Source organism: Ferruginibacter lapsinanis (assembly GCF_020783315.1).
Classification (GTDB): domain Bacteria; phylum Bacteroidota; class Bacteroidia; order Chitinophagales; family Chitinophagaceae; genus Ferruginibacter; species Ferruginibacter lapsinanis.
Window position 1 is genome coordinate 1,387,445 of the sequence record NZ_CP086063.1, and the last position, 19,336, is coordinate 1,406,780.

Annotated in this window: 19 protein-coding genes; 11 read left to right on the top strand and 8 right to left on the bottom strand. The window is 35.1% G+C overall.

Translation table 11 applies throughout. The features are described 5' to 3' along the window. Positions 1-43 precede the first annotated feature (43 nt). The 4 genes from LK994_RS06065 to LK994_RS06080 all read left to right on the top strand — a co-directional run bounded on the left by LK994_RS06065 (position 44) and on the right by LK994_RS06080 (position 3,442). Positions 44-1,495 (top strand): sigma-54-dependent transcriptional regulator, encoded by a 1,452-nt coding sequence (locus LK994_RS06065; RefSeq protein ID WP_229762001.1) that lies wholly within the window; start codon positions 44-46, stop codon positions 1,493-1,495. Positions 1,496-1,599: 104 nt separating this feature from the next. Then, positions 1,600-1,959, top strand: coding sequence for a response regulator (locus LK994_RS06070; RefSeq protein WP_229762002.1), 360 nt, complete (start codon positions 1,600-1,602; stop codon positions 1,957-1,959). A gap of 163 nt (positions 1,960-2,122) precedes the next feature. After that, entirely contained in the window at positions 2,123-2,269 is a 147-nt protein-coding gene (locus LK994_RS06075) for a lmo0937 family membrane protein (protein ID WP_229762003.1), read from the top strand. Between the two features lie 66 nt (positions 2,270-2,335). Then, entirely contained in the window at positions 2,336-3,442 is a 1,107-nt protein-coding gene (locus tag LK994_RS06080) for an AI-2E family transporter (RefSeq protein WP_229762004.1), read from the top strand. Positions 3,443-3,463: 21 nt separating this feature from the next. Here the strand turns inward: LK994_RS06080 and LK994_RS06085 are convergent, their stop codons facing one another. Then, the gene (locus tag LK994_RS06085) at positions 3,464-4,885 is read right to left on the bottom strand and encodes a CHASE3 domain-containing protein (protein ID WP_229762005.1); all 1,422 of its coding nucleotides are present in this window, start codon (positions 4,883-4,885) and stop codon (positions 3,464-3,466) included. Positions 4,886-5,053: 168 nt separating this feature from the next. Between LK994_RS06085 and LK994_RS06090 the strand changes: the two genes are divergently transcribed. From LK994_RS06090 to LK994_RS06105, 4 genes are all read left to right on the top strand, one after another. Beyond that, positions 5,054-5,527 carry a Dps family protein gene (locus LK994_RS06090; RefSeq protein WP_229762006.1) on the top strand — a complete coding sequence of 158 codons (474 nt, stop codon included), beginning with the start codon at positions 5,054-5,056 and terminating at the stop codon, positions 5,525-5,527. 207 nt (positions 5,528-5,734) lie between these two features. After that, complete coding sequence (locus LK994_RS06095; RefSeq protein ID WP_229762007.1) at positions 5,735-6,013, top strand: YtxH domain-containing protein; 279 nt, start codon at positions 5,735-5,737, stop codon at positions 6,011-6,013. Positions 6,014-6,047: 34 nt separating this feature from the next. Continuing rightward, on the top strand, positions 6,048-6,389 hold the full coding sequence (locus tag LK994_RS06100) for a phage holin family protein (protein ID WP_229762008.1): 342 nt from the start codon (positions 6,048-6,050) through the stop codon (positions 6,387-6,389). 4 nt (positions 6,390-6,393) lie between these two features. After that, entirely contained in the window at positions 6,394-6,753 is a 360-nt protein-coding gene (locus LK994_RS06105) for a hypothetical protein (RefSeq protein ID WP_229762009.1), read from the top strand. Between the two features lie 7 nt (positions 6,754-6,760). On the opposite strand, the gene LK994_RS06110 is transcribed toward LK994_RS06105, so the two are convergent. From LK994_RS06110 to serC, 5 genes are all read right to left on the bottom strand, one after another. Beyond that, positions 6,761-8,533, bottom strand: coding sequence for an AMP-dependent synthetase/ligase (locus tag LK994_RS06110; protein ID WP_229762010.1), 1,773 nt, complete (start codon positions 8,531-8,533; stop codon positions 6,761-6,763). Positions 8,534-8,638: 105 nt separating this feature from the next. Then, the gene (locus LK994_RS06115; RefSeq protein WP_229762011.1) at positions 8,639-9,307 is read right to left on the bottom strand and encodes a YceI family protein; all 669 of its coding nucleotides are present in this window, start codon (positions 9,305-9,307) and stop codon (positions 8,639-8,641) included. Between the two features lie 109 nt (positions 9,308-9,416). Beyond that, the gene (locus LK994_RS06120; protein WP_229762012.1) at positions 9,417-10,424 is read right to left on the bottom strand and encodes a tetratricopeptide repeat protein; all 1,008 of its coding nucleotides are present in this window, start codon (positions 10,422-10,424) and stop codon (positions 9,417-9,419) included. Between the two features lie 73 nt (positions 10,425-10,497). Continuing rightward, the gene (locus LK994_RS06125) at positions 10,498-11,730 is read right to left on the bottom strand and encodes a DUF1015 domain-containing protein (protein WP_229762013.1); all 1,233 of its coding nucleotides are present in this window, start codon (positions 11,728-11,730) and stop codon (positions 10,498-10,500) included. 44 nt (positions 11,731-11,774) lie between these two features. Continuing rightward, positions 11,775-12,842 carry a 3-phosphoserine/phosphohydroxythreonine transaminase gene (gene serC, locus LK994_RS06130; RefSeq protein WP_229762014.1) on the bottom strand — a complete coding sequence of 356 codons (1,068 nt, stop codon included), beginning with the start codon at positions 12,840-12,842 and terminating at the stop codon, positions 11,775-11,777. Between the two features lie 183 nt (positions 12,843-13,025). Here serC and LK994_RS06135 point away from each other — a divergent pair, with 183 nt between their 5' ends. Further along, the gene (locus LK994_RS06135) at positions 13,026-15,473 is read left to right on the top strand and encodes an outer membrane beta-barrel family protein (RefSeq protein ID WP_229762015.1); all 2,448 of its coding nucleotides are present in this window, start codon (positions 13,026-13,028) and stop codon (positions 15,471-15,473) included. Between the two features lie 3 nt (positions 15,474-15,476). Here the strand turns inward: LK994_RS06135 and LK994_RS06140 are convergent, their stop codons facing one another. Together LK994_RS06140 and LK994_RS06145 are read right to left on the bottom strand one after the other, a co-directional pair. Continuing rightward, positions 15,477-16,331 carry a zinc dependent phospholipase C family protein gene (locus LK994_RS06140; protein ID WP_229762016.1) on the bottom strand — a complete coding sequence of 285 codons (855 nt, stop codon included), beginning with the start codon at positions 16,329-16,331 and terminating at the stop codon, positions 15,477-15,479. 200 nt (positions 16,332-16,531) lie between these two features. Continuing rightward, a complete protein-coding gene (locus LK994_RS06145; RefSeq protein ID WP_229762017.1) occupies positions 16,532-17,155 on the bottom strand; it encodes a DUF502 domain-containing protein in 624 nt (207 codons plus the stop codon). 142 nt (positions 17,156-17,297) lie between these two features. On the opposite strand from LK994_RS06145, the gene LK994_RS06150 reads away from it, so the two are divergent. Next, entirely contained in the window at positions 17,298-17,933 is a 636-nt protein-coding gene (locus LK994_RS06150) for a TetR/AcrR family transcriptional regulator (protein WP_229762018.1), read from the top strand. Between the two features lie 19 nt (positions 17,934-17,952). Then, a complete protein-coding gene (locus LK994_RS06155; protein ID WP_229762019.1) occupies positions 17,953-19,323 on the top strand; it encodes a TolC family protein in 1,371 nt (456 codons plus the stop codon). Positions 19,324-19,336: the final 13 nt, after the last annotated feature.

Below are 19,336 nucleotides of genomic sequence, written 5' to 3' on the forward strand. Positions count from 1 at the left end.
AATCAGTCATTAATGATTGATACCTTTGATTAAAGAATTGACTATGGAGCATATTTTAATTATTGATGATGATGTTGATATGTGCAAATTGTTGCAGCGCTTTCTTACTAAACATGGTTATGAGGTGGAGTGTGCCAATAGTGGTAAAAAAGGGTTGGAGGCATTGGAAATTAAAATGCCTGATATTGTTCTCTCTGACTTCAGATTACAGGACACCGACGGAAAAACTTTGTTGCTGAAAATAAAGGAAAAGAAGTCTTCTATACCTGTGATAATAATCACAGGATATAGCGATGTAAAGATGGCTGTAGATGTAATGAAACATGGAGCGTATGACTATGTTACCAAACCACTTTTTCCGGAGGAGATTTTATTAACGATCAAAAAAGCACTTAGTTCAAATACGGAAAATGCTTCAACTGCTATTGGGCTTAAGAACGATGAGCATGTGGGTAAACAAAAAAACAAGAATGGAAAATATATCTTCAGTACCTCCGGTGTTTTTGGTGATATATTGAAACAGATTAAGCTTGTGGCTCCTACAAATTACAGTGTGATCATTTATGGCGAAAGCGGTAGTGGTAAAGAATCTGTAGCTCAACATATACATGAACAGAGCAAGCGAAGCAACAGGCCATTTATAGCAATTGATTGTGGCGCTATATCAAAAGAGTTAGCCGCCAGTGAACTATTCGGGCATGAAAAAGGTGCTTTCACCGGGGCACTAAATCAGAAGATCGGTAGTTTGGAATTAGCCAATGGTGGTACAGTTTTTTTAGATGAAGTATCAAATCTTTCTTATGACGTGCAAGTGTCGCTGCTGAGAGTAGTACAAGAACGAAAAATGAGAAGGATAGGAGGAAATAATGAAATAGAACTTGATATACGAATAATAGTGGCCAGCAATGAAATGTTGTACGATGCTACTCAAAAGGGGAAGTTCAGAGAGGATCTGTATCATCGTTTCAACGAATTTAGTATCATGGTGCCGCCTCTTCGTAAAAGGGAAAAAGATATCATGGTGTTTGCTGATTTTTTCTTACAAAATGCAAATGCTGAGTTGGGGAAAAATATAACAGGTTTTGCGGAAGCAGTAGAAGAGTTATTTAAAACATACCATTGGCCTGGCAATTTAAGGGAAATGAAAAATGTAATAAAAAGAGCAGCATTACTTACTGAAACAGATATAATTGCACTGCCATCGCTTCCGTTCGAATTGGTGAATCACAGTAAATTATTATTTGATGAGGGAGGCCCTTTAAATAATCACAATGGAGGAGAAAGCAACACTAACCGAACAAACGATCAGAAAAGATCGCAGGAGGTAAATGGGCAATCGTTAAAATCGGTAAGTATTGATGCTGAATACGAGACTATATTGATGGCATTAAAGCAGGCGAATTATAATAAGAGTAAGGCGGCTAAAATTTTGAATATAGATCGTAAAACATTGTACAATAAAATGAGACAGTATAAAGAATTCAATGAAGAGTAATTGATTTGATCGGGTATTTTCAAATTAACAGTATCTTTAATTTGACGATTTTTGTTAAGTTGGCAATAAAATTGCAACAGTTATTGTTGGATTATAAAATTAAAATGGTGAAGGCTTTAATAATTGACGATGAAATTGATATTTGCTATTTGCTTAGCAGTATTTTAAGGACAAAGAACCTTCAGGTAAGCTATGTCAATTCTATATCTGAAGCCACCATATCACTGGAAAAGCAACAGCCTGAGATAATTTTTTTGGATAATCATCTGCCTGATGGTTTAGGGATAGATTTTATTAAACAATTGAAACTGAGTTATCCAAGTACAAAAGTTGTAATGATAACAGCTTTTGATAATTATTCAGACAGGACCAAAGCGTTCAACAATGGGGTAGATACTTTTATCTCCAAGCCTTTTACAAAAAACCTTATTTACCAAACGGTAGATAATCTTACAAAAGCATAATTATCTCATCCGGGATGTGTAAAAACTTCTACAGTTAATCTGTTTTCTAACAGCTTATTGTTATTAAATATAAAATAACAACGGAAAACAGCAGCGTTAAAATCTGGCAGCATTTTTTCATTACAGTTTACAAATCTTTTAATCACCGTTAAATTAAACTATCATGGGAAATTTATTGTATCTCGTTGCTGTAATATTGGTAATTGCCTGGGCCATTGGTTTTTTAGGTTATCATGCCGGAGGCCTTATTCACATTCTTTTGGTTATTGCTGTTATTTCAATTCTGTTAAAAATAATCAGAAGGGCCTAGTCAATCGGCTTAGTACATCAATTGGTGGACGACTCTCGTATTGTCTTTTTTAATGAAAGTTTATTTATGTTAAAACAAATATCTGGTTTTCCTTTGTATGCAAAAGCTTGTTTTACCTTGCTATTGATTGCATTAGTTGGATGGATAATATTTATTGGAGCCGGCATAATTATACCCTTTTCTTTCTCCTTATTGATAGCTGTGTTGCTACTGCCAATTAATGATTTTCTGGAGAAAAGAAAAGTGAATAGAGTAATTGCAATTCTTATTTCCTTATTGTTAAGTGTTTTTTTATTAACAGCTATCGTTTATTTTTTGGCAAGTCAGATATTGGATTTTACCAAAGATATTCCCGGCATAAAGATTCAGTTGCAGCATCATGTAGCTTCTGTGCAAAAATGGCTGACGATTCATTTTAAAGTGACTAAGGTAGAGCAGGTGTTTCTGGTGAATAATGCGGCAGACAATATTAAAAATTCCGGATTTATCGGGGAAACAGTATTATCGGCAACTCAGATATTACCTATAATCGTTTTGTTGCCTGTTTACACTTTTTTATTGCTATACTATAGGGATATGATCTATTCTTTTTTTATTAAGATATTCAGTAATGATCATACCGATAAAGTAAAAGAAGTATTGAAAGAATCCAGGTACATAGTACAAGGATATATGCTGGGGCTAATATTGGAAATGGCTATTGTCTCTGCTATCAATTCAGCCGGCTTTCTTATTTTGGGAATCAAGTATGCATTTTTTCTGGGGTTTCTTGCAGCATTGCTGAATATCATACCGTACATCGGAATGCTGATCGCCGCTGTATTATGTGCGGTAATAACTTTAGCTACTTCCAATCAGATAACAGATGTGATTGGCGTAATGGTAATTTTAACAGTGGTTCAATTTATTGACAATAATATTATCATGCCCAAAGTAGTAAGTTCTAAAGTAAAAATAAATGCATTGATCACTATACTTGGTGTAATTGCAGGAGGTGCACTGGCCGGTATTTCCGGCATGTTCCTGTCTATTCCTTCCATAGCAATTCTGAAAGTGATATTTGATAGAGTGCAAGGATTAGAGCCTTGGGGTTATTTACTCGGCGACGAAATTACCGGTACAAAACAGAGCCGCATCTTTAGAAAAAAGAAACCGGAAATGAAAGTGGTATAACTATAATAACTACTATGCTATTTATGTTGCAAAATTAAATGACAAGATAAATTTAGTTCCATTTCCCGGAGAGCTTTCTACATCTATATTACCCTTGTGGTTAAGGATGATATTGTGGGTATTGGTCAATCCCAATCCGTTTCCTTTAGGCTTTGTAGTATAATACGCTTCAAATAATTTACTTAACGCTGCATCATCCATACCAATGCCATTGTCTGCAATCTCTACAATGCATTCATTGTTCTCTCCCTTTGTATGTAAAGTCAGTATTTTTTCTCCGTTCTCTTTCATTGCTTCAATCGCATTAATGATAATGTTCAAAAAAGCAGTTTTAATTTTTTCAGGATCAACAGATACATCGCATATATCCGGGCTGTAATTCTTTTCCACTTTAATGTTATTCAATTCTATTCTATCTTTTGCAAGTTCAAGAGCTTCGTCGAGCAATTGATTAATGGAAGCATTATTGAAATTAAGATCAGTAAAACGAGTTGCATTCAATAATTCAGTGATGAGCTGGTTGATACGACTGCTGTTTCTTGTAACCATGTCAAATAAAAAATCAGCATCTTCATTATCCTTATTCATCTCTTCTTTTATCTGCGATACTGCCAGGTCAATGTTAGTAAGAGGGTTGCGTACTTCATGAGCAATATTTCGTGCAATCCTGCCTGTAGATGCAAATTTTTCTTCTCTACGCATTTCAATTAACTCTTTGTTGGCTTTGTCTAACTCTTCTATTCTTCGCTTAAGTTCTTGCTGATAAGCAGTTACTTTTTTGTCTGCCTGTTGCCTGGCTTCATTTTCCTTTACAAATGTAATCGCACCAAATCCTGCAAAAATAAAAGCAAGGACAAGAGAGGTTATTACAATGGTATTGAGTGCGGTATACCTGCTGTCAACTTTATTAGACCTTACTTCAAGTAATTTGTTTTCGTGTTCCTGCATATCACTCACCAACTTTCTGATACTGTCCATCGATGCTTTTCCGGTGTAGGTATTTTCTACCAATACTTCATCAATAGTATAGTTGTGAGAGAGGAAGCGGCTGATCGTTGATTTGATATTATCGTATTTTTTTTCAATCAACATTTTTAGTTTTATTAATTGCTGTTGCTGAATTTCATCATCACTGGTTTCATCCTTAACGGTTGTAAACATAGAGTTTGTCACCAGAAGGCTTCTGTAAAAAGGGTCTAAAAAAACACTGTCTTTAGAATTCAGGAAACCTCTTAGTCCTGTTTCTCCATCTTTTACAGCTGACAATAAATTTTCCAGATCACTGATCACTTTATGTGTATGGCTTACAAGTTCTGTTTGTTTAATTAATTCTTTGTTTGAATATAAGGTTACCAAATAACTTATCAACAACAGGATAAATGCAATGATATATCCTGTAATAAGTCTGTAGTCGGTTTTAAACCGTACGAAAATATTTTTCATAAAATTTCTTTTTCCTACTGCAGTTTTGTGTAAACCGTAGAAATAGTTCCTCAATGATACGGGTAATTTCGGCGTATTGATCTTTGATACGTATAAAATCAGCTGGTATAATACTTGTTTGTTACTTAAAGATAACAAAGCATTTAATAATTTATAAAACAATCTCAAATGAAACCCGATATAGGTATTAAAGAAAAGAACCTGGATGCAATAACTGCTATCCTTAGTAATGTGCTGGCAGATGCAATGGTGTTATACAGTAAAACAAGAAAATTTCATTGGAATGTGAAAGGAGAAAGTTTTATGGAATTGCATAAGCTCTTTGAGGACCAATACAAACAATTGGAAGAAGGTATAGATGAAATAGCAGAAAGAGCTAACAAATTGGGCGCTGCTGTGATCGGCACATTAATAGAATTTTTGGAATATGCTTCATTAAAAGAGGCACCAGGTAAATACCCCAGCAAGAATGAAATGTTAAAAGAATTACTTAACGATCATGAAACAGTGATCAAAACATTGAGAAAAAATATTGATGATTGTAGCGAAAAGTACAAAGATGCCGGTACGGCAGATTTTTTAACAGGGTTAATGGAAAAGCATGAGACCATAGCCTGGACTTTACGCAGATATTTTAATTAAGTTTTTTAAACCGGATATAGTTATACAAGTAAAGATGTAGAGATAATTACACAAAAAATTAATATTTTTTGAATTGAATATTAATCTCTGATTGTAACTATTGCGCTAGTGTTGTATTCTGTGGCAGGCTGGTTGTTTTTTTTTATTGGATTAATGTTTGCATTATAATTTTAGAAATCTATTATTCAATTATTTAAATTTTATTTTATGAGTACAGGAAAGCTTATTACAGGTATTGCTGCAGGATTAGCAGCAGGAGCTATTTTAGGGATCTTATTTGCGCCAGACAAAGGTTGTGAAACAAGAAAAAAAATTGCTCAAAAGGGAACAGATCTGAAAGATAGTATTAAATCAAAATTTAGTGCTTTGGTTGATGAAGTTGCCGATGAGTATGAAAATGTAAAAGATAAAGCAGGAGATCTGGTTGATGCAGGGAAGCAAAAAGTGACTTCACTAAAAGCAGATGCAAGAGAATCTCTTTCGTAAATTTATTTCAGCAACAATTGTTAAAAAAAGAATTATGACCAATCAAACAAATGCGTTTGAGGATTTGTTTAGCAAAACCACTGACTATTTGGAAACAAAGGGAGAGTTGCTTCAATTGAAAGTAGTAGATAAAACTGCTGATATGGCATCATCGCTTGTTTCCGGATTGGTCATTGGTGTTGTTTGCTGTCTTGCAGTAATAATGTTAAGTATAGGAATGGCTATCTGGGTGGGCAGAATGTTGGGAGAAGAATACCTGGGCTTTTTTATAATAGCCGGGCTTTATCTTATAGCTTCATTAGTACTGTATATAGGCAGAAAAAATTTACTGAAATCACCTGTAGGAAATCTGGTCGTTAAAAAATTACTTAATTAATTTTATGCAAGTTGCTACTACCACCGAACTTAAAGAAGCTATCGCATTATTGACAATACGTAGTGAAGAGCAAAAAAACGAGATTCGCAATGATTTTAATCAGTTGCTTCTTAGTCTTACTCCATCTAATTTATTAAAGTCTGCTGCCAATAATATTGCAGGAGATCCGGATGTCGCCTCTTCTGCAATTGGTACTACACTAGCTGTAGGAGCGGGTATGTTATCTAAAAAAATTATCGTAGGGACATCAAAAAATATCTTCAAAAGTCTTTTAGGGACAGCCGTTGAATTTGCCGTGATAGGTGGTTTTCGTAAAAATGCCGAAGTGATTGCAAATGTAGCACTGCGGTTATTAAAAAAATAGCGGGTTGCTAGTTGTATATTCTATTCACTGCATCTTTATATTTCTCCATGATCACTTTTCGTTTAAGCTTAAGCGTTGGGGTAAGTTCACCGCTGTCAATTGTCCATTCGTTGGCCAATAGCTCAAATTTTTTGACCTGCTCTACATGATTAAAAAATTTATTGAAACTGTCTACCAAGTCTCTGTATAGTTCCAATACCTTAGGGTGTTGTATTATATCTTCATTAGTAGTAAAATTTATTCCTTTGTGTCGTAACCATTCTTTTAAAGTAGGATAGGATGGAATGATCAATGCTCCTACAAATTTCTGATCTGCACCAACGATCATTATTTGTTCTATAAAAGGCGATTCTTTCATTTTATTTTCTATCGGTTGAGGCGCCACATACTTACCACCCGTTGTTTTGAACAGTTCTTTTTTACGATCCGTTATTTTTAAATATTTGCCATCTTCAAAAACACCAATGTCTCCTGTATGGAGCCATCCGTCAATTAAAGTTTCTGCTGTCAGATCAGGACGTTTATAATATCCCATCATTACGCTGGGACCTTTAACACAAATTTCTCCATCATCCATTAGCTTTACTTCTTGTCCTTCAATTACCAAACCAACTGTACCGAATTTTGTGCCGTTTGGTTTGCGGCAGTTAACACTTATCACCGGACTGTTCTCTGTGGGGCCATAACCTTCAAATATGGGAATTTTAGCAGCAGTAAAAATCCTTATCAATCGTACCTGGCAGGCTGCTCCACCCGTAACAATGAATTCAACATTATTTCCAAGGCCTTCTCTCCATTTGCTGAAAATTATTTTATTGGCGATGGCTAATTTCAATTTGTACCAAATGCTTTTTCCGGTTAATTCATATTCGTTTCCTAAATTGACAGACCAATCAAACAATGTTCTTTTAATACCTGTTAATTCGGCTCCTTTCGCCATTATTTTTTCGTACACTTTTTCTAATAATCTGGGTACGGTTGTAAATAAGGTTGGTTTTACTTCTTTCAGGTTTTCGGCGATCGTATCTAAACTTTCGGCATAATAAATAGAAATACCGCTGGTAATGTATATGTATGATACCATTCTTTCAAAAATATGATTGAGCGGTAAAAAGCTTAATGCTTTTCCATTGGGATTATTTTCAAAAGGAAAGGTTTTTCTGGAATTGATCACATTGGTTACAATATTTCTATGACTAAGCATTACGCCTTTAGGCGTACCTGTTGTGCCTGATGTATAGATGATCGTAGCACAATGCTCAGGCTTGATGGTAGATTTTATTTCCTGAACGGCCACGGTATCCATTACTAATAAATTTTTCCAATACTCGGCTCCATGCATTTCATCAAAACTGAAAATATTTTCTACACTGGGTGTATTTACCCTTACATCTGTCACTTTAGATAAAATGTCATCTCCACTAAGAAATACAAGTCTGACAGAAGCATCATTAAAAATAAATTCTAATTCTTTTACATTGGTAGTTGGATAAATAGGACAAAGACAGGCTCCTATTTGCTGACAAGCCAGATCTAAAAATATCCATTCTGGTCTATTCTTGCTTATGATGGCAATCTTATCCTGTGTATCAACTGTCATATCATTTCCACTAATACCTAATTTTAAGAGACCTGCACTCAACTGATCAACGATTTGCTTAACCACGCTGGTACTATAAGTACGCCACTCTCCATTCTCTTTAGCTGCAAGCATATCTTCCTTTGGGAAATTATCTGCCTGGTATTGCATGAAATCAAATATTCTGAAGTTTTCGTTCATATACAATCGTTACTTTAGTAAAAGAATTTGTAAAAGCCTTAACTAAGATAAATAAAAAAAGCCATCCCGGTTAACGGAATGGCTAATAAAACTACTAAATGAAAACTATTTTTTAGTAGCTGTAATATTCAATTTAAGATTTACCTCTTTGCGGATGAACCAGTCTTGCGGATTGTTTGGCCCTTTGTAATTTAATCCCCACTGTGTTCTGTCGATATTAAAATCTGCTACTGCGTTTAGTTTATTATCAACAATAGTTATTTTAGCCGGGAAAGAAATATTTTTTGTACTGTCTTTTAAAGTAAAGTTTCCTTTAATGGTATAGTTGGCATCTTTCAATACTACATTTTTTGATGATGCACTGTCAACTTTAAAAGGTTCAACACCTGTAATTTCAAACTTGGCGGTAGGGTATTTTGCGATATCGAAAAAATCAGGGCTTTTTAAGTGGCCTTCTAATTTTGCTTTACTGACAGTATCTGTTCCAAAGTCTTTGTCAACAAGAGAAGTGATATCGATCAAAAAGCTACCGGCAACAATTACATCATCTTTAACTGATAATGAACCTTCTTTCAGGGTGAATGTACCTTTGTGAGCACCTACTGCTTTCGTTCCTGTCCATGATACAGTTGTATTGCTGTCAATAGTAAATGCTGTACCTTCTGCATTTGCTGCAGCTTGTTTGTCTCCTGCTTCAGCTTTGTCTGCGTTTGGTGTGTTGTTACATGCAGCCAGGAAAGCTAATGTGGCTACTGATAAAATAATTTTTTTCATTTAGTTTAAATTTAGAACACAAAGGTAAGGGGTTTTTTAATATCAATGTTTAAACATTGAATATTTTAACAAATTATTTTTACCCGTGATAAATCATGAGTAGGTCATCTTACCGGTAATATTGTCCTGAAGGGATCTTGAAAATTCGTCCTTTTTGAAAACGAGTGAATTCGTTATATTCTGTATTGTGGTTATTGGTCCATGATTGATAAGCAGCCAGGTTTTGGGCCGGGCCAAATATCCATTGATTGTAAGCATCAAACATGCCTTCCTTGATCAATTGCTGCTGAAGGTCAAATAATTTGAATGGATATTTCTCTGCTTTATTCTGATACCAATCTAAAATAAAACGGGTTCTTATCATTGTAAGCGATTCGGGATTAATACCTAATGCGGCCACATTTGTCTGATTGTTCATGGATTCAATGAAAGAGATGGCAAATTTATTTTTCTCTTTGTTGCCTTTGTTCAGATCTACATCCGCAAACATTTTTTTATATATATCCAGTAAGATCGTTTTTATTTCAGGGCTTTTATTACTCAATGGTTCTATGTTCAGGAAAATTTCACCATACAGGGCACACCATACTTTGTTATTGGTGACAGAATAATATTTGCAAGCGTTAAAATAATTTTTTGAAAAATCCGGATCAACTTCAATTCCTTTTTCCCATTCTTTTATAGCGTCTTCATCATATTTATCCCATAAAAGTTCGCCTAATTCATTGTGTAAAGCTCCGCTTTCAGGAAATTTATTAATTCCTTTGCGGTATATTTTTTCACATTCTTTAGTTTGATCAAGCGCCCGGTAGATAGTGCCTGCTATCTGAAAACATTGGTCATCAACTGCATCCATATCAAGTGCAGGTTTGATTTTTTCTAAGGCTTTGTTGTAGTCATTCTGTATATAGTAATTCAGTGCCAAGTCTTTCATGATCTCAACATTGTTTGGTTCAAGCTGAGCAGCACGATTAAGGATTAAAATGGCATTAGCATTGTCGCCTTGCAGCATGAAGTTTTTTGCATTTGTCTGCAGATCTTTGGCATCCTGTGCCATAGAAACTTGCGTAAAAAGAGGCAATATAATTACACAAATGAACCGGGTAAGTTTTTTCATTACAGTAAAGATAAAAAAAGAGGCACTAATTAAGCGCCTCTTTACATATTAAAGTAGTTTATTAACTAAATTTTTAAGAATAGATGAGATGTGTCAACAGGCCATCTCTCAATTTAGGTTCAAACCAGGTGCTTTTTGGAGGCATTACATTTCCGCTGTCTGCAATATCAAATAATTGCTGAATAGTAACCGGATGCAGGCTGAAAGCAATAGCCATTTCTCCACTATCTACTCGTTTTTCCAACTCTCCTAAACCACGAATGCCGCCTACAAAATCAATGCGTTTGTCGGTACGTTGGTCTTTGATCCCTAAGATCGGGTCTAATATATTATTTGATAAAATACTGATATCCAAAATACCGATAGGGTCTGTTGTATAGGTATTTTCTTTTGATACTAATTTATACCATTGTTTGTCCAGATACATTCCAAATTCATGTAACTGTGCCGGAGAAACAGCTTTGTCTGCATTTTCTACAAGAAATTTCTCTTCTATGCTGCTTAGTAAGGCTTCTTTACTTAGCCCGTTCAGATCTTTTACTACACGGTTATAATCCATGATATATAATTGATTGGACGGAAATAAGGTGGTAAGAAAAATATTAGCACCCTGAGGGGCATTTTCACCTAAAGCTTTACGCACTTTAGCTGCAGAAGCGGCACGGTGATGTCCGTCAGCAATATAAGTTGCAGGAACCAGTGTTTTAAAAGAAGAAGATATCTTTTTTATGGTTGTATCGTCATTAACGATCCAGATGCTGTGTTGTATTTTGTCTTCCGCAATAAAATCGTATACAGGACTATGTGTGGCTTTCCAGCTATCGATAATAGCGTCTATCTCATCCACATTTTTATACGCTAAAAAAACATTGCCGGTTTGTGCGCCGGAAATTTTTATATGATTGATCCTGTCTTGTTCTTTTTCCGGACGGGTAAATTCGTGTTTTTTTATTTTATCTTTTTCATAATCATCTACACTGCTGCCACAAACCAAACCTGTCTGGCTTTTACCATTCATGATCAACTGATAAATATAGTAGCAGGCTTTGTTTTCTTTAAATAAAATATTTCTGCTGATGAAAGCATCCAGATTTTCTTTTGCTTTCTCATATACCTGCTGAGAATGAATATCGATATCTTCAGGAAGATCAATTTCGCTTTTAGTAATATGTAAAAATGAATTAGGGTTGCCTTGAGCTTCTACTTTTGCTTCTTTGCTGTTCAGTACATCATACGGACGAGATGCTACTTGCTTTGCATGTTGTGCTTCCGGTCGTAAGGCTTTAAAAGGGTGAATAGTAACCATGTGTTATGTATATAATTTTGCCGCAAATGTAGGGCAATTGTTTTTTATGAATTTTTTTCTGCGAATTCTTTCATTGCATTTACCAAAACTTCTACACTACTTATTGGTAAAGCATTATACAGAGAAGCCCTGAATCCGCCTACCAGCCTGTGTCCTTTTATTCCCACAATATTTTTTTCTTTTGCAAAAGCTAAGAAAGCTTCTTCTAATTCAGGTTTGTTCATTACAAAACAAATATTCATCTTGCTCCTGTCTTCCTTGCTTACAGTGCCTTTGAATAAAGGGTTGGCATCTATCTCATTATATAGCAGATCTGCTTTAGCGATATTCAGTTTTTCTACGGCGGCGACACCACCAATAGATTTTAACCAACGTAATGTAAGCATGCACACATACACAGCAAATACAGGTGGAGTATTCAGCATACTACCTTCTTTAATGTGATTCCGGTAATCCATGATAGTAGGGATAGCACGTTTTACTTTGCCTAAAATATTTTTATTTACCACTACCAAATTTACACCTGCCGCTCCCATATTTTTTTGGGCTCCGGCATAGATTAGATCAAATGCATTGTAATCAATAACACGACTTAAAATATCACTACTCATGTCACCAACAAGCGGCGTGCTTGTTTTCGGTATTTTTTGCCATTGGCATCCATAAATTGTTTCATTAGTAGTAATGTGAAAATATTTTGCATCATTTGGTACCGCAAAATCTTTTGGAATAACTGTATAATTACTTTCTTTCCCGGTGCAAACTATTTCTACCTTACCAAATAACTTTGCCTCTTTAATAGCTTTGCCACCCCACACACCTGTATCTGAATATGCCGCCACTTCTTTATCATCCAATAAATTCATTGGCACCTGCATAAACTGCGTTGATGCTCCACCGTGTAAAAATAACACTTCGTGATCAGCATCTAATTGCATCAATTCTTTGACCAATGCAACAGCCTCATCCATTACCGCCTGAAAAGTCGATGTACGATGCCCGATCTCTAAAATTGACAAACCGGTATTGTTATAATTAAGCACCGCTTCTGATGCCTGTTGAAAAACTTCCTTCGGTAAAATAGACGGTCCTGCGTTGAAATTGTGAATCACTGTAGTTATTTATTAATTGAATATGAGAGTGCAAAAATAATCTATTAGTAAATAATAGCCCTATCAAATATTAAGAAGTATAAAATATAAATTAATACTATGTTTAATTAAAATATTAATATTGTATTATATACTGTGTTTTATACATGTATTTTTACAGTAAATAAATAACCAGACCAATTGATGAAGCAGGTTTACTTATGTTTATTATGCATAGGATGTCTTCCGTATACCAATGCCCAAAAGATTTCGGGTATTGTTAAAAATAATGATTCGGTTGTGCTGGTAAATGCTTCTGTCTCTTTGCTTCACACCCCAGGTTCAAAAATCTGTAAATTGGGAATTACCAATGCAGAAGGGAAGTATGCTTTTGAGGGAATTGAATCGGGTAAATATGTACTGAATATCTCTGCCGTTGGATATAAATCATTTATTTCATCACCAATAGTTGTAAATGGGAACTATGATATATTGGTGCCTGTTATTTTTCTTCCCAAAAAATCGATCAGCCTTAAGGAGGTCTTTGTTAAATCAGATAAGCCAATTCTTGAGATCAGTGGAGATAAAATGGTAGTGAATGTAGAGAACACAATTAATGCCGTTGGTTCAGATGCTTTAGAGTTAATTAGAAAATCGCCGGGTGTAACTATAGATAAAGATGATAATATTTCTATGGGAGGTAAATCCGGAGTGCAAATATTTATTGATGGTAAACCAAGCCCTGTAAATAAGGAAGATCTTAGCGACTATTTAAAATCAATTCAATCTACACAAATAGAATCGCTGGAGTTGATCACCAATCCTTCGGCAAAATATGAGGCGGCAGGAAATGCAGGCGTTATAAATATTCGGATGATCAAGAATAAAACGATTGGAACAAACAGTTCAATCAATGCCGGCTATGGAATTGGCATTTATGGAAAATATAATGGAGGTATTTCTATCAATCATAGAAACAAAAAAGTAAACATTTTCGGGAGCTACAATATCAATCATGCATTGAACATAACTGATTTTAGAGTAGATAGAATTCAGTTAGATACATTGTTCGATCTGGTTACTAAAAGAAGGGTATTGAGCACCAGTAGCGGATTTAAAGCAGGTGTTGATTATTTTATCAATCCTAAAAACACTATAGGGTTTCTTATAAATGGAAGTTTATTTCATTCGACGCCCAACTCGTATAGTACGACTCCTATTACTTACATACCCGGAGGCACAGTCAATAAAATATTGATATCAGACAATATGCAAACCGGCCATATTGATAATGTTAATTTTAATGGTAATTATAAGTATTTGGGTAAAGATCAACATCAATTGAACATTGATCTGGATTATGGTTTTTTTCATATTAACAGAGATCTGTATCAACCAAATGTGTATTATGATAACACCCAAACAACAGAGTTGAGTAGTGCAATTTATAGTTTGATCTCAGGAGCCAAAATAGATATCTATTCTTTAAAAACGGACTATGAACTACCATTCAAAAAAGGGGTATTGGGATTTGGTATTAAGAACTCATATGTAGAGTCTGATAATAATTTTGAACGATATAATCTAAAGAGTTCATTAAGTATGTCATCGCAATTAGATACTTCCAAAAGCAACCAATTTAATTATAAGGAATACATTAATGCAGGCTATATCAATTATAACAAAAATTGGAAGAGTATTCAGTTGCAGGTTGGATTAAGGGCAGAAAATACGCAATCAAGAGGGAAGTCTTATCCAATAAAATCGGATGGGATGATAAATTATGATATTGTTCAGGGGTTTACCAGAAGCTATACCAATTTTTTCCCTTCCGTCTCTGTTAGTTTTGTAAAAAATGCTGATATGACCTGGAATATCTCGGCAGGAAGAAGAGTGGACAGGCCCAATTATCAGGATCTGAACCCATTTGAGTTTAAACTGGATGAATATACTTTTCGAAAAGGAAATACAGAATTAGTCCCTCAATATTCTTACAATATTGGTGTTACAAATACCTATAAGAATAAATTAATTTCAAAATTAAGCTATAGCCTGATCAATGATCTGCTGGGACAGTTGGTGGATACGATTGACAGAAGTAAAAACTTTTTGACCGTAAAAAATATAGCCCAACAAAAACTACTTAGTTTGTTTGAGAGTTACCATTATCAGCATCAATGGTATAGTGGGTTCTTTAATGCAAATATTTTTTATACTTCATTCAATGCAGATTTTGGAGGAGGAAACAGGGTGATCAACACCAGTATACTTTCATATGTTGCCGGTATGCAAAACAATTTTAGATTAGGAAGTGAATGGACAGCAGAGTTGGCAGCAACATTCACTTCTCCTACTTATGTGGGAACAATTAAGTCGTACTTCAGGTGGGGGATGGATATAGGAGCACAAAAAAATATTCTAAAAGGAAAGGGGAATTTTAAATTCTCTGTAACAGATATATTCTTTACCAACATTGATAAAGGATATTCAGCCTTTGCCGGGCAAAGTGGTCACTATTCTTTTAAAAGAGAATCCCGCCAGTTTAAAATAAATTTCAGTTACAGGATTGGTAATAAGCAGGTGAAAGCAGAGTCTAACAGAACTTCGGGTTCTGAAGAAGAGATAAAACGTTCGCAAAATGGCGGCGGATAATACTTATTCTTCCTGTCTGCCTATCATTTTTCCTGAGCTGTTCTTCCATTGATTATTTAATTCTTCAAATTCTTTAGCATCAGATTCACTGAATTTTTGTTTGCTTAAAGAGCGGAGATCGGGTTGTCCTGCATTTACCCAGGCTGTATACCAAAAACTTGCAATTGAATAGATAGACAAACGCATTCTTCTTTCTATCATGCCATCTAATTTTTTATTAAATGCTTTGGTAAAATCAGATGAATATTGGCGGATGACTTGTCCGTTTCTTGTTTCAAAAGAATATTTTTGATCTGAGGGGAATTGTTTGGTCAATTCTCTTTCGATATTTAAAACCGAATCGGATGCAAGAGAACTCTCTAAAACCCTTGCCCATATATACTCTGCAGGGTTTTCGATATATTGTGCCTTTCCGATAAAAAAATCAAATTCTTTCTCGGCTAACAATTCCGGCACCCTGCTTTCCCAGAAACCGTGTATCCCTTTTTGGTTGGTATATTGACCGTTGTGGTTGCTGTTAGCGTGTAATGGTACATGTGAGTCGGCAATATAATGCCCTAGTTCTGTACTGTTTTTCAGTATCTTACTAAAATTCTTTTCTTTAAATGCTGCAGTTAATCTACCCAGCATTGTTTGTATATGCCAAGGTACAATTCCTTGAGATTGAACGGTATCTTCTCCAAATTTTGCTACTGCATCTTTGTATTTACGAGGTAAATTAGGGAAGGGGTATTTGCCATAAAAATCTATGTCAATGTAATGTCGGGGGCCTTCGTCTTTAACGGCATACCTGCGTTTATCAGGATCCACAGCATGTTCAGCAATGAAAGAAATATTGGGTTTATACAGAACCATCATTTCTGGGGGCAGTAAAAAAACTGCGTAGTAATTAATTTTCTGGTGGGCATAAAATCCCCAACAAAAGGACGGGAAATAACAAACAAGTAATAATGTGGTAAGCAATAGTGCTTTCAACGATCTGCCCATAATAAAATTTAATGATTAAATATACTCATTTTTATTTACTGCCTGTTTTTCTGTTAATTAACTATAGTAGGCTATTCCTCAACAACATCTGTTACGCCTCCGCTTACTGCAAACTTCATGGTTTGTGCGGCACTGATATTGGTAATTGGTTTTACTCTTTCTTTAGATATGATATATACATTACCAGCCACCGAATAAGCCATCGGTACATATACCGCTATATAATCTTTAAAGCCGAACTCTGCCATGTCTTCCTGTGTAATAAACCCAACCCTCCACACATCGTTGTCATCAACATTGGCCAAAACATTATTGGTAAACTTCTTTTTTTCACCGGCAAAAGCTTCGAAAAAATCTTTCAATGTTGAATAGATGAATTTTATGCCGGGAGTTTTTTCCAGCAATTTATCAAAAACATCTACCAATTTACTGAAAATGAAAGATGAGGAAATATATCCTACAAATAGAACGATGGCAATAACTACCACAAACCCTAACCCTGGAACACGTCTTACATTTCCTTGGGCATCTTCCATCAATGATGGAAAAATGTTATGTATAATATTAGGCAAAATGCCGTCTATAAAGCTGAAAACCGCAGCAATAGCCCAAAATGTGATAACAATAGGTGCAAGTATCAACAACCCCTGCAAAAAATACTGGAAAAGCTTTTTATAGCTGAGCGGAAATTTCATAATAAAATTATTTAGATACCAAAGATAACAGATTGAACAACTTTATGAGAAATGAAGAAAATGTTATGAATGGTAAATAAAAAGGATGGAAACTTTGGTTACACAAAAAGTTTCCATAGTTTTGTGGTCGGAATTTTAAAAAATGGAAATAAAAGACAGAATTATCGAAGGGGCTTATGAATTATTCATTCGTTATGGATTTAGATCCGTATCGATGGATAATATTGCCACCAAATTGGGGATGAGTAAAAAAACTCTTTATCAGCATTTTACAGATAAAGATGAATTGGTAGAAGCGGTTATGGAATATGATATAACCCATGATGAGAAGGATTGTATGTTGTCTACCGGCAATGCGCTGAATGCAATTGATGAAGTTCTCAATGTGATTGATACTGTGGCGGATCAACTGAGTGATATGAACCCGATGGTGTTATATGAAATGCAGAAATTTCATCCCAAGGCGTTTAAAATATTTCAAAAGCATAAAGATGAGTTCATTTTAAAGATGATCACTCAGAATTTACACAGAGGAGTTACCGAAGGTTTATACAGAGAGGATATCAACATAGAGGTGATCGCAAAATTCAGGCTGGAATCAATGATGCTGATCTTTAACATTGAACTTTTTCCGCTGGCAAAACAATATCATTTGAAAGACTTGATGCAAATGATCGGAGAGCATTTTTTGTTTGGAATAGTATCTCCCAAAGGCTATAAATTAATTCAAAAATATCAACAAGAGAGAAATAAAATCAATAATGATGCAAAGAAGTAAATTAAAAAAAATATTGCTGATGATATCCGTTCTGATAGGCGGAACAGCAATAGCTCAAAAGACAAACGAATTTTCGGTGAAGCAGACCGTAGATTATGGATTAAAAAATGCTGTACAGGTAAAAAATGCATTGATAGATATTAAGTCGCAGCAACAAACTAACAGAGAGTTCACGGCAAATGCTTATCCACAATTGACCGCAGGTGTAAGTGCTACTCATTATTTTAATATACCGGTACAAACCCTGCCAAACTTTATCAGTCCGGCAACCTATCAGGTATTAGTAGACGAAGGTGTAAAGAACGGAAGTGGTACTACCATTACAATGCCCAATGGAGGGGATTTTGGCGTAATTGCTGCTCAGTTTGGTTCTCCATGGACGGCTGGAGCAAGTGTTGATCTATCCCAGATAATATTTGATGGGCAAGTGTTTGTGGGGTTGCAGGCCAGAGGAGCAGCAATGGATCTGGCTAAGAAAACTGCAGAAGTAACACAAGAGCAGATCAAAGCAAATATTTATAAGATCTACTATCAGTTAGTAGTTGGTAAAAAACAACTGACAAATATAGATGCAAATATCGAACGATTTACCAAGCTTCTGAATGACACCAAAGAAATTTATAAAAATGGTTTTGCAGAAAAATTAGACGTAGACAAAGTGCAGGTAACCTTAAGCAATCTGCAAACCGAAAAAGAAAGAATACAAAATCAGTTAGAAGCAGGGAATGCAGGTTTAAAATTTTTAATAAACATGCCTCAAAAAGAAATATTGGTGTTAACAGATACTTTGAGTGAAGATGAGATAAAAGCAAACTTGCTGGATACAGTATATAAATATGAAGACAGGAAAGAAATCCAGTTGCTGAATGTAGCTACCAAATTAAATGGATACAATGTAAAACGCTATCAGCTAAGCCGTTTACCTTCTGTAGTTGCTTTTGGCTCTTACGGCAAAAATGCACAACGTCAGAAATTCGATTTCTTTAATAAAGGAGATTGGTTCACCACTTCGTTGGTTGGAGTTAAAATAGCGGTGCCGATTTTTGATGGGTTTGCTCGTAGCGCCAGGATAGAGAACGCTAAGCTGGCAGTTCAAAAACTAAAAAATAATATGGAAGCCACAAAAGAGTCTATTGATTATGATGTTACGACAGCAAGGATCAAAATGAAAAGTGCGATCATAACCATGGATAATCAAAAGAAAAATACAGAACTGGCAGAAAAAGTATTTAACAGCACCAAGAAAAAATATGAACAGGGATTAGGTAGTAATCAGGAAATATATAATGCACAAACAGAATTGAAGGTGGCACAAACCAATTACTACAGCTCTTTATACGATGCCATTACAGCAAAAATTGATTGGCTGAAAGCTGTAGGGAAACTATAATACAAAAAAATGA

Coding starts and splice junctions, on each gene's coding strand:
- LK994_RS06155 (WP_229762019.1), top strand. CDS start 17,953: ATGATATCCGTTCTGATAGGCGGAACAGCAATAGCTCAAAAGACAAAC.
- LK994_RS06135 (WP_229762015.1), top strand. CDS start 13,026: ATGAAGCAGGTTTACTTATGTTTATTATGCATAGGATGTCTTCCGTAT.
- LK994_RS06085 (WP_229762005.1), bottom strand. CDS start 4,885: ATGAAAAATATTTTCGTACGGTTTAAAACCGACTACAGACTTATTACA.
- LK994_RS06075 (WP_229762003.1), top strand. CDS start 2,123: ATGGGAAATTTATTGTATCTCGTTGCTGTAATATTGGTAATTGCCTGG.
- LK994_RS06065 (WP_229762001.1), top strand. CDS start 44: ATGGAGCATATTTTAATTATTGATGATGATGTTGATATGTGCAAATTG.
- LK994_RS06150 (WP_229762018.1), top strand. CDS start 17,298: ATGGAAATAAAAGACAGAATTATCGAAGGGGCTTATGAATTATTCATT.
- LK994_RS06080 (WP_229762004.1), top strand. CDS start 2,336: ATGTTAAAACAAATATCTGGTTTTCCTTTGTATGCAAAAGCTTGTTTT.
- LK994_RS06115 (WP_229762011.1), bottom strand. CDS start 9,307: ATGAAAAAAATTATTTTATCAGTAGCCACATTAGCTTTCCTGGCTGCA.
- LK994_RS06100 (WP_229762008.1), top strand. CDS start 6,048: ATGACCAATCAAACAAATGCGTTTGAGGATTTGTTTAGCAAAACCACT.
- LK994_RS06070 (WP_229762002.1), top strand. CDS start 1,600: ATGGTGAAGGCTTTAATAATTGACGATGAAATTGATATTTGCTATTTG.
- LK994_RS06140 (WP_229762016.1), bottom strand. CDS start 16,331: ATGATGGTTCTGTATAAACCCAATATTTCTTTCATTGCTGAACATGCT.
- LK994_RS06120 (WP_229762012.1), bottom strand. CDS start 10,424: ATGAAAAAACTTACCCGGTTCATTTGTGTAATTATATTGCCTCTTTTT.
- LK994_RS06125 (WP_229762013.1), bottom strand. CDS start 11,730: ATGGTTACTATTCACCCTTTTAAAGCCTTACGACCGGAAGCACAACAT.
- LK994_RS06110 (WP_229762010.1), bottom strand. CDS start 8,533: ATGAACGAAAACTTCAGAATATTTGATTTCATGCAATACCAGGCAGAT.
- LK994_RS06095 (WP_229762007.1), top strand. CDS start 5,735: ATGAGTACAGGAAAGCTTATTACAGGTATTGCTGCAGGATTAGCAGCA.
- LK994_RS06105 (WP_229762009.1), top strand. CDS start 6,394: ATGCAAGTTGCTACTACCACCGAACTTAAAGAAGCTATCGCATTATTG.
- LK994_RS06090 (WP_229762006.1), top strand. CDS start 5,054: ATGAAACCCGATATAGGTATTAAAGAAAAGAACCTGGATGCAATAACT.
- LK994_RS06145 (WP_229762017.1), bottom strand. CDS start 17,155: ATGAAATTTCCGCTCAGCTATAAAAAGCTTTTCCAGTATTTTTTGCAG.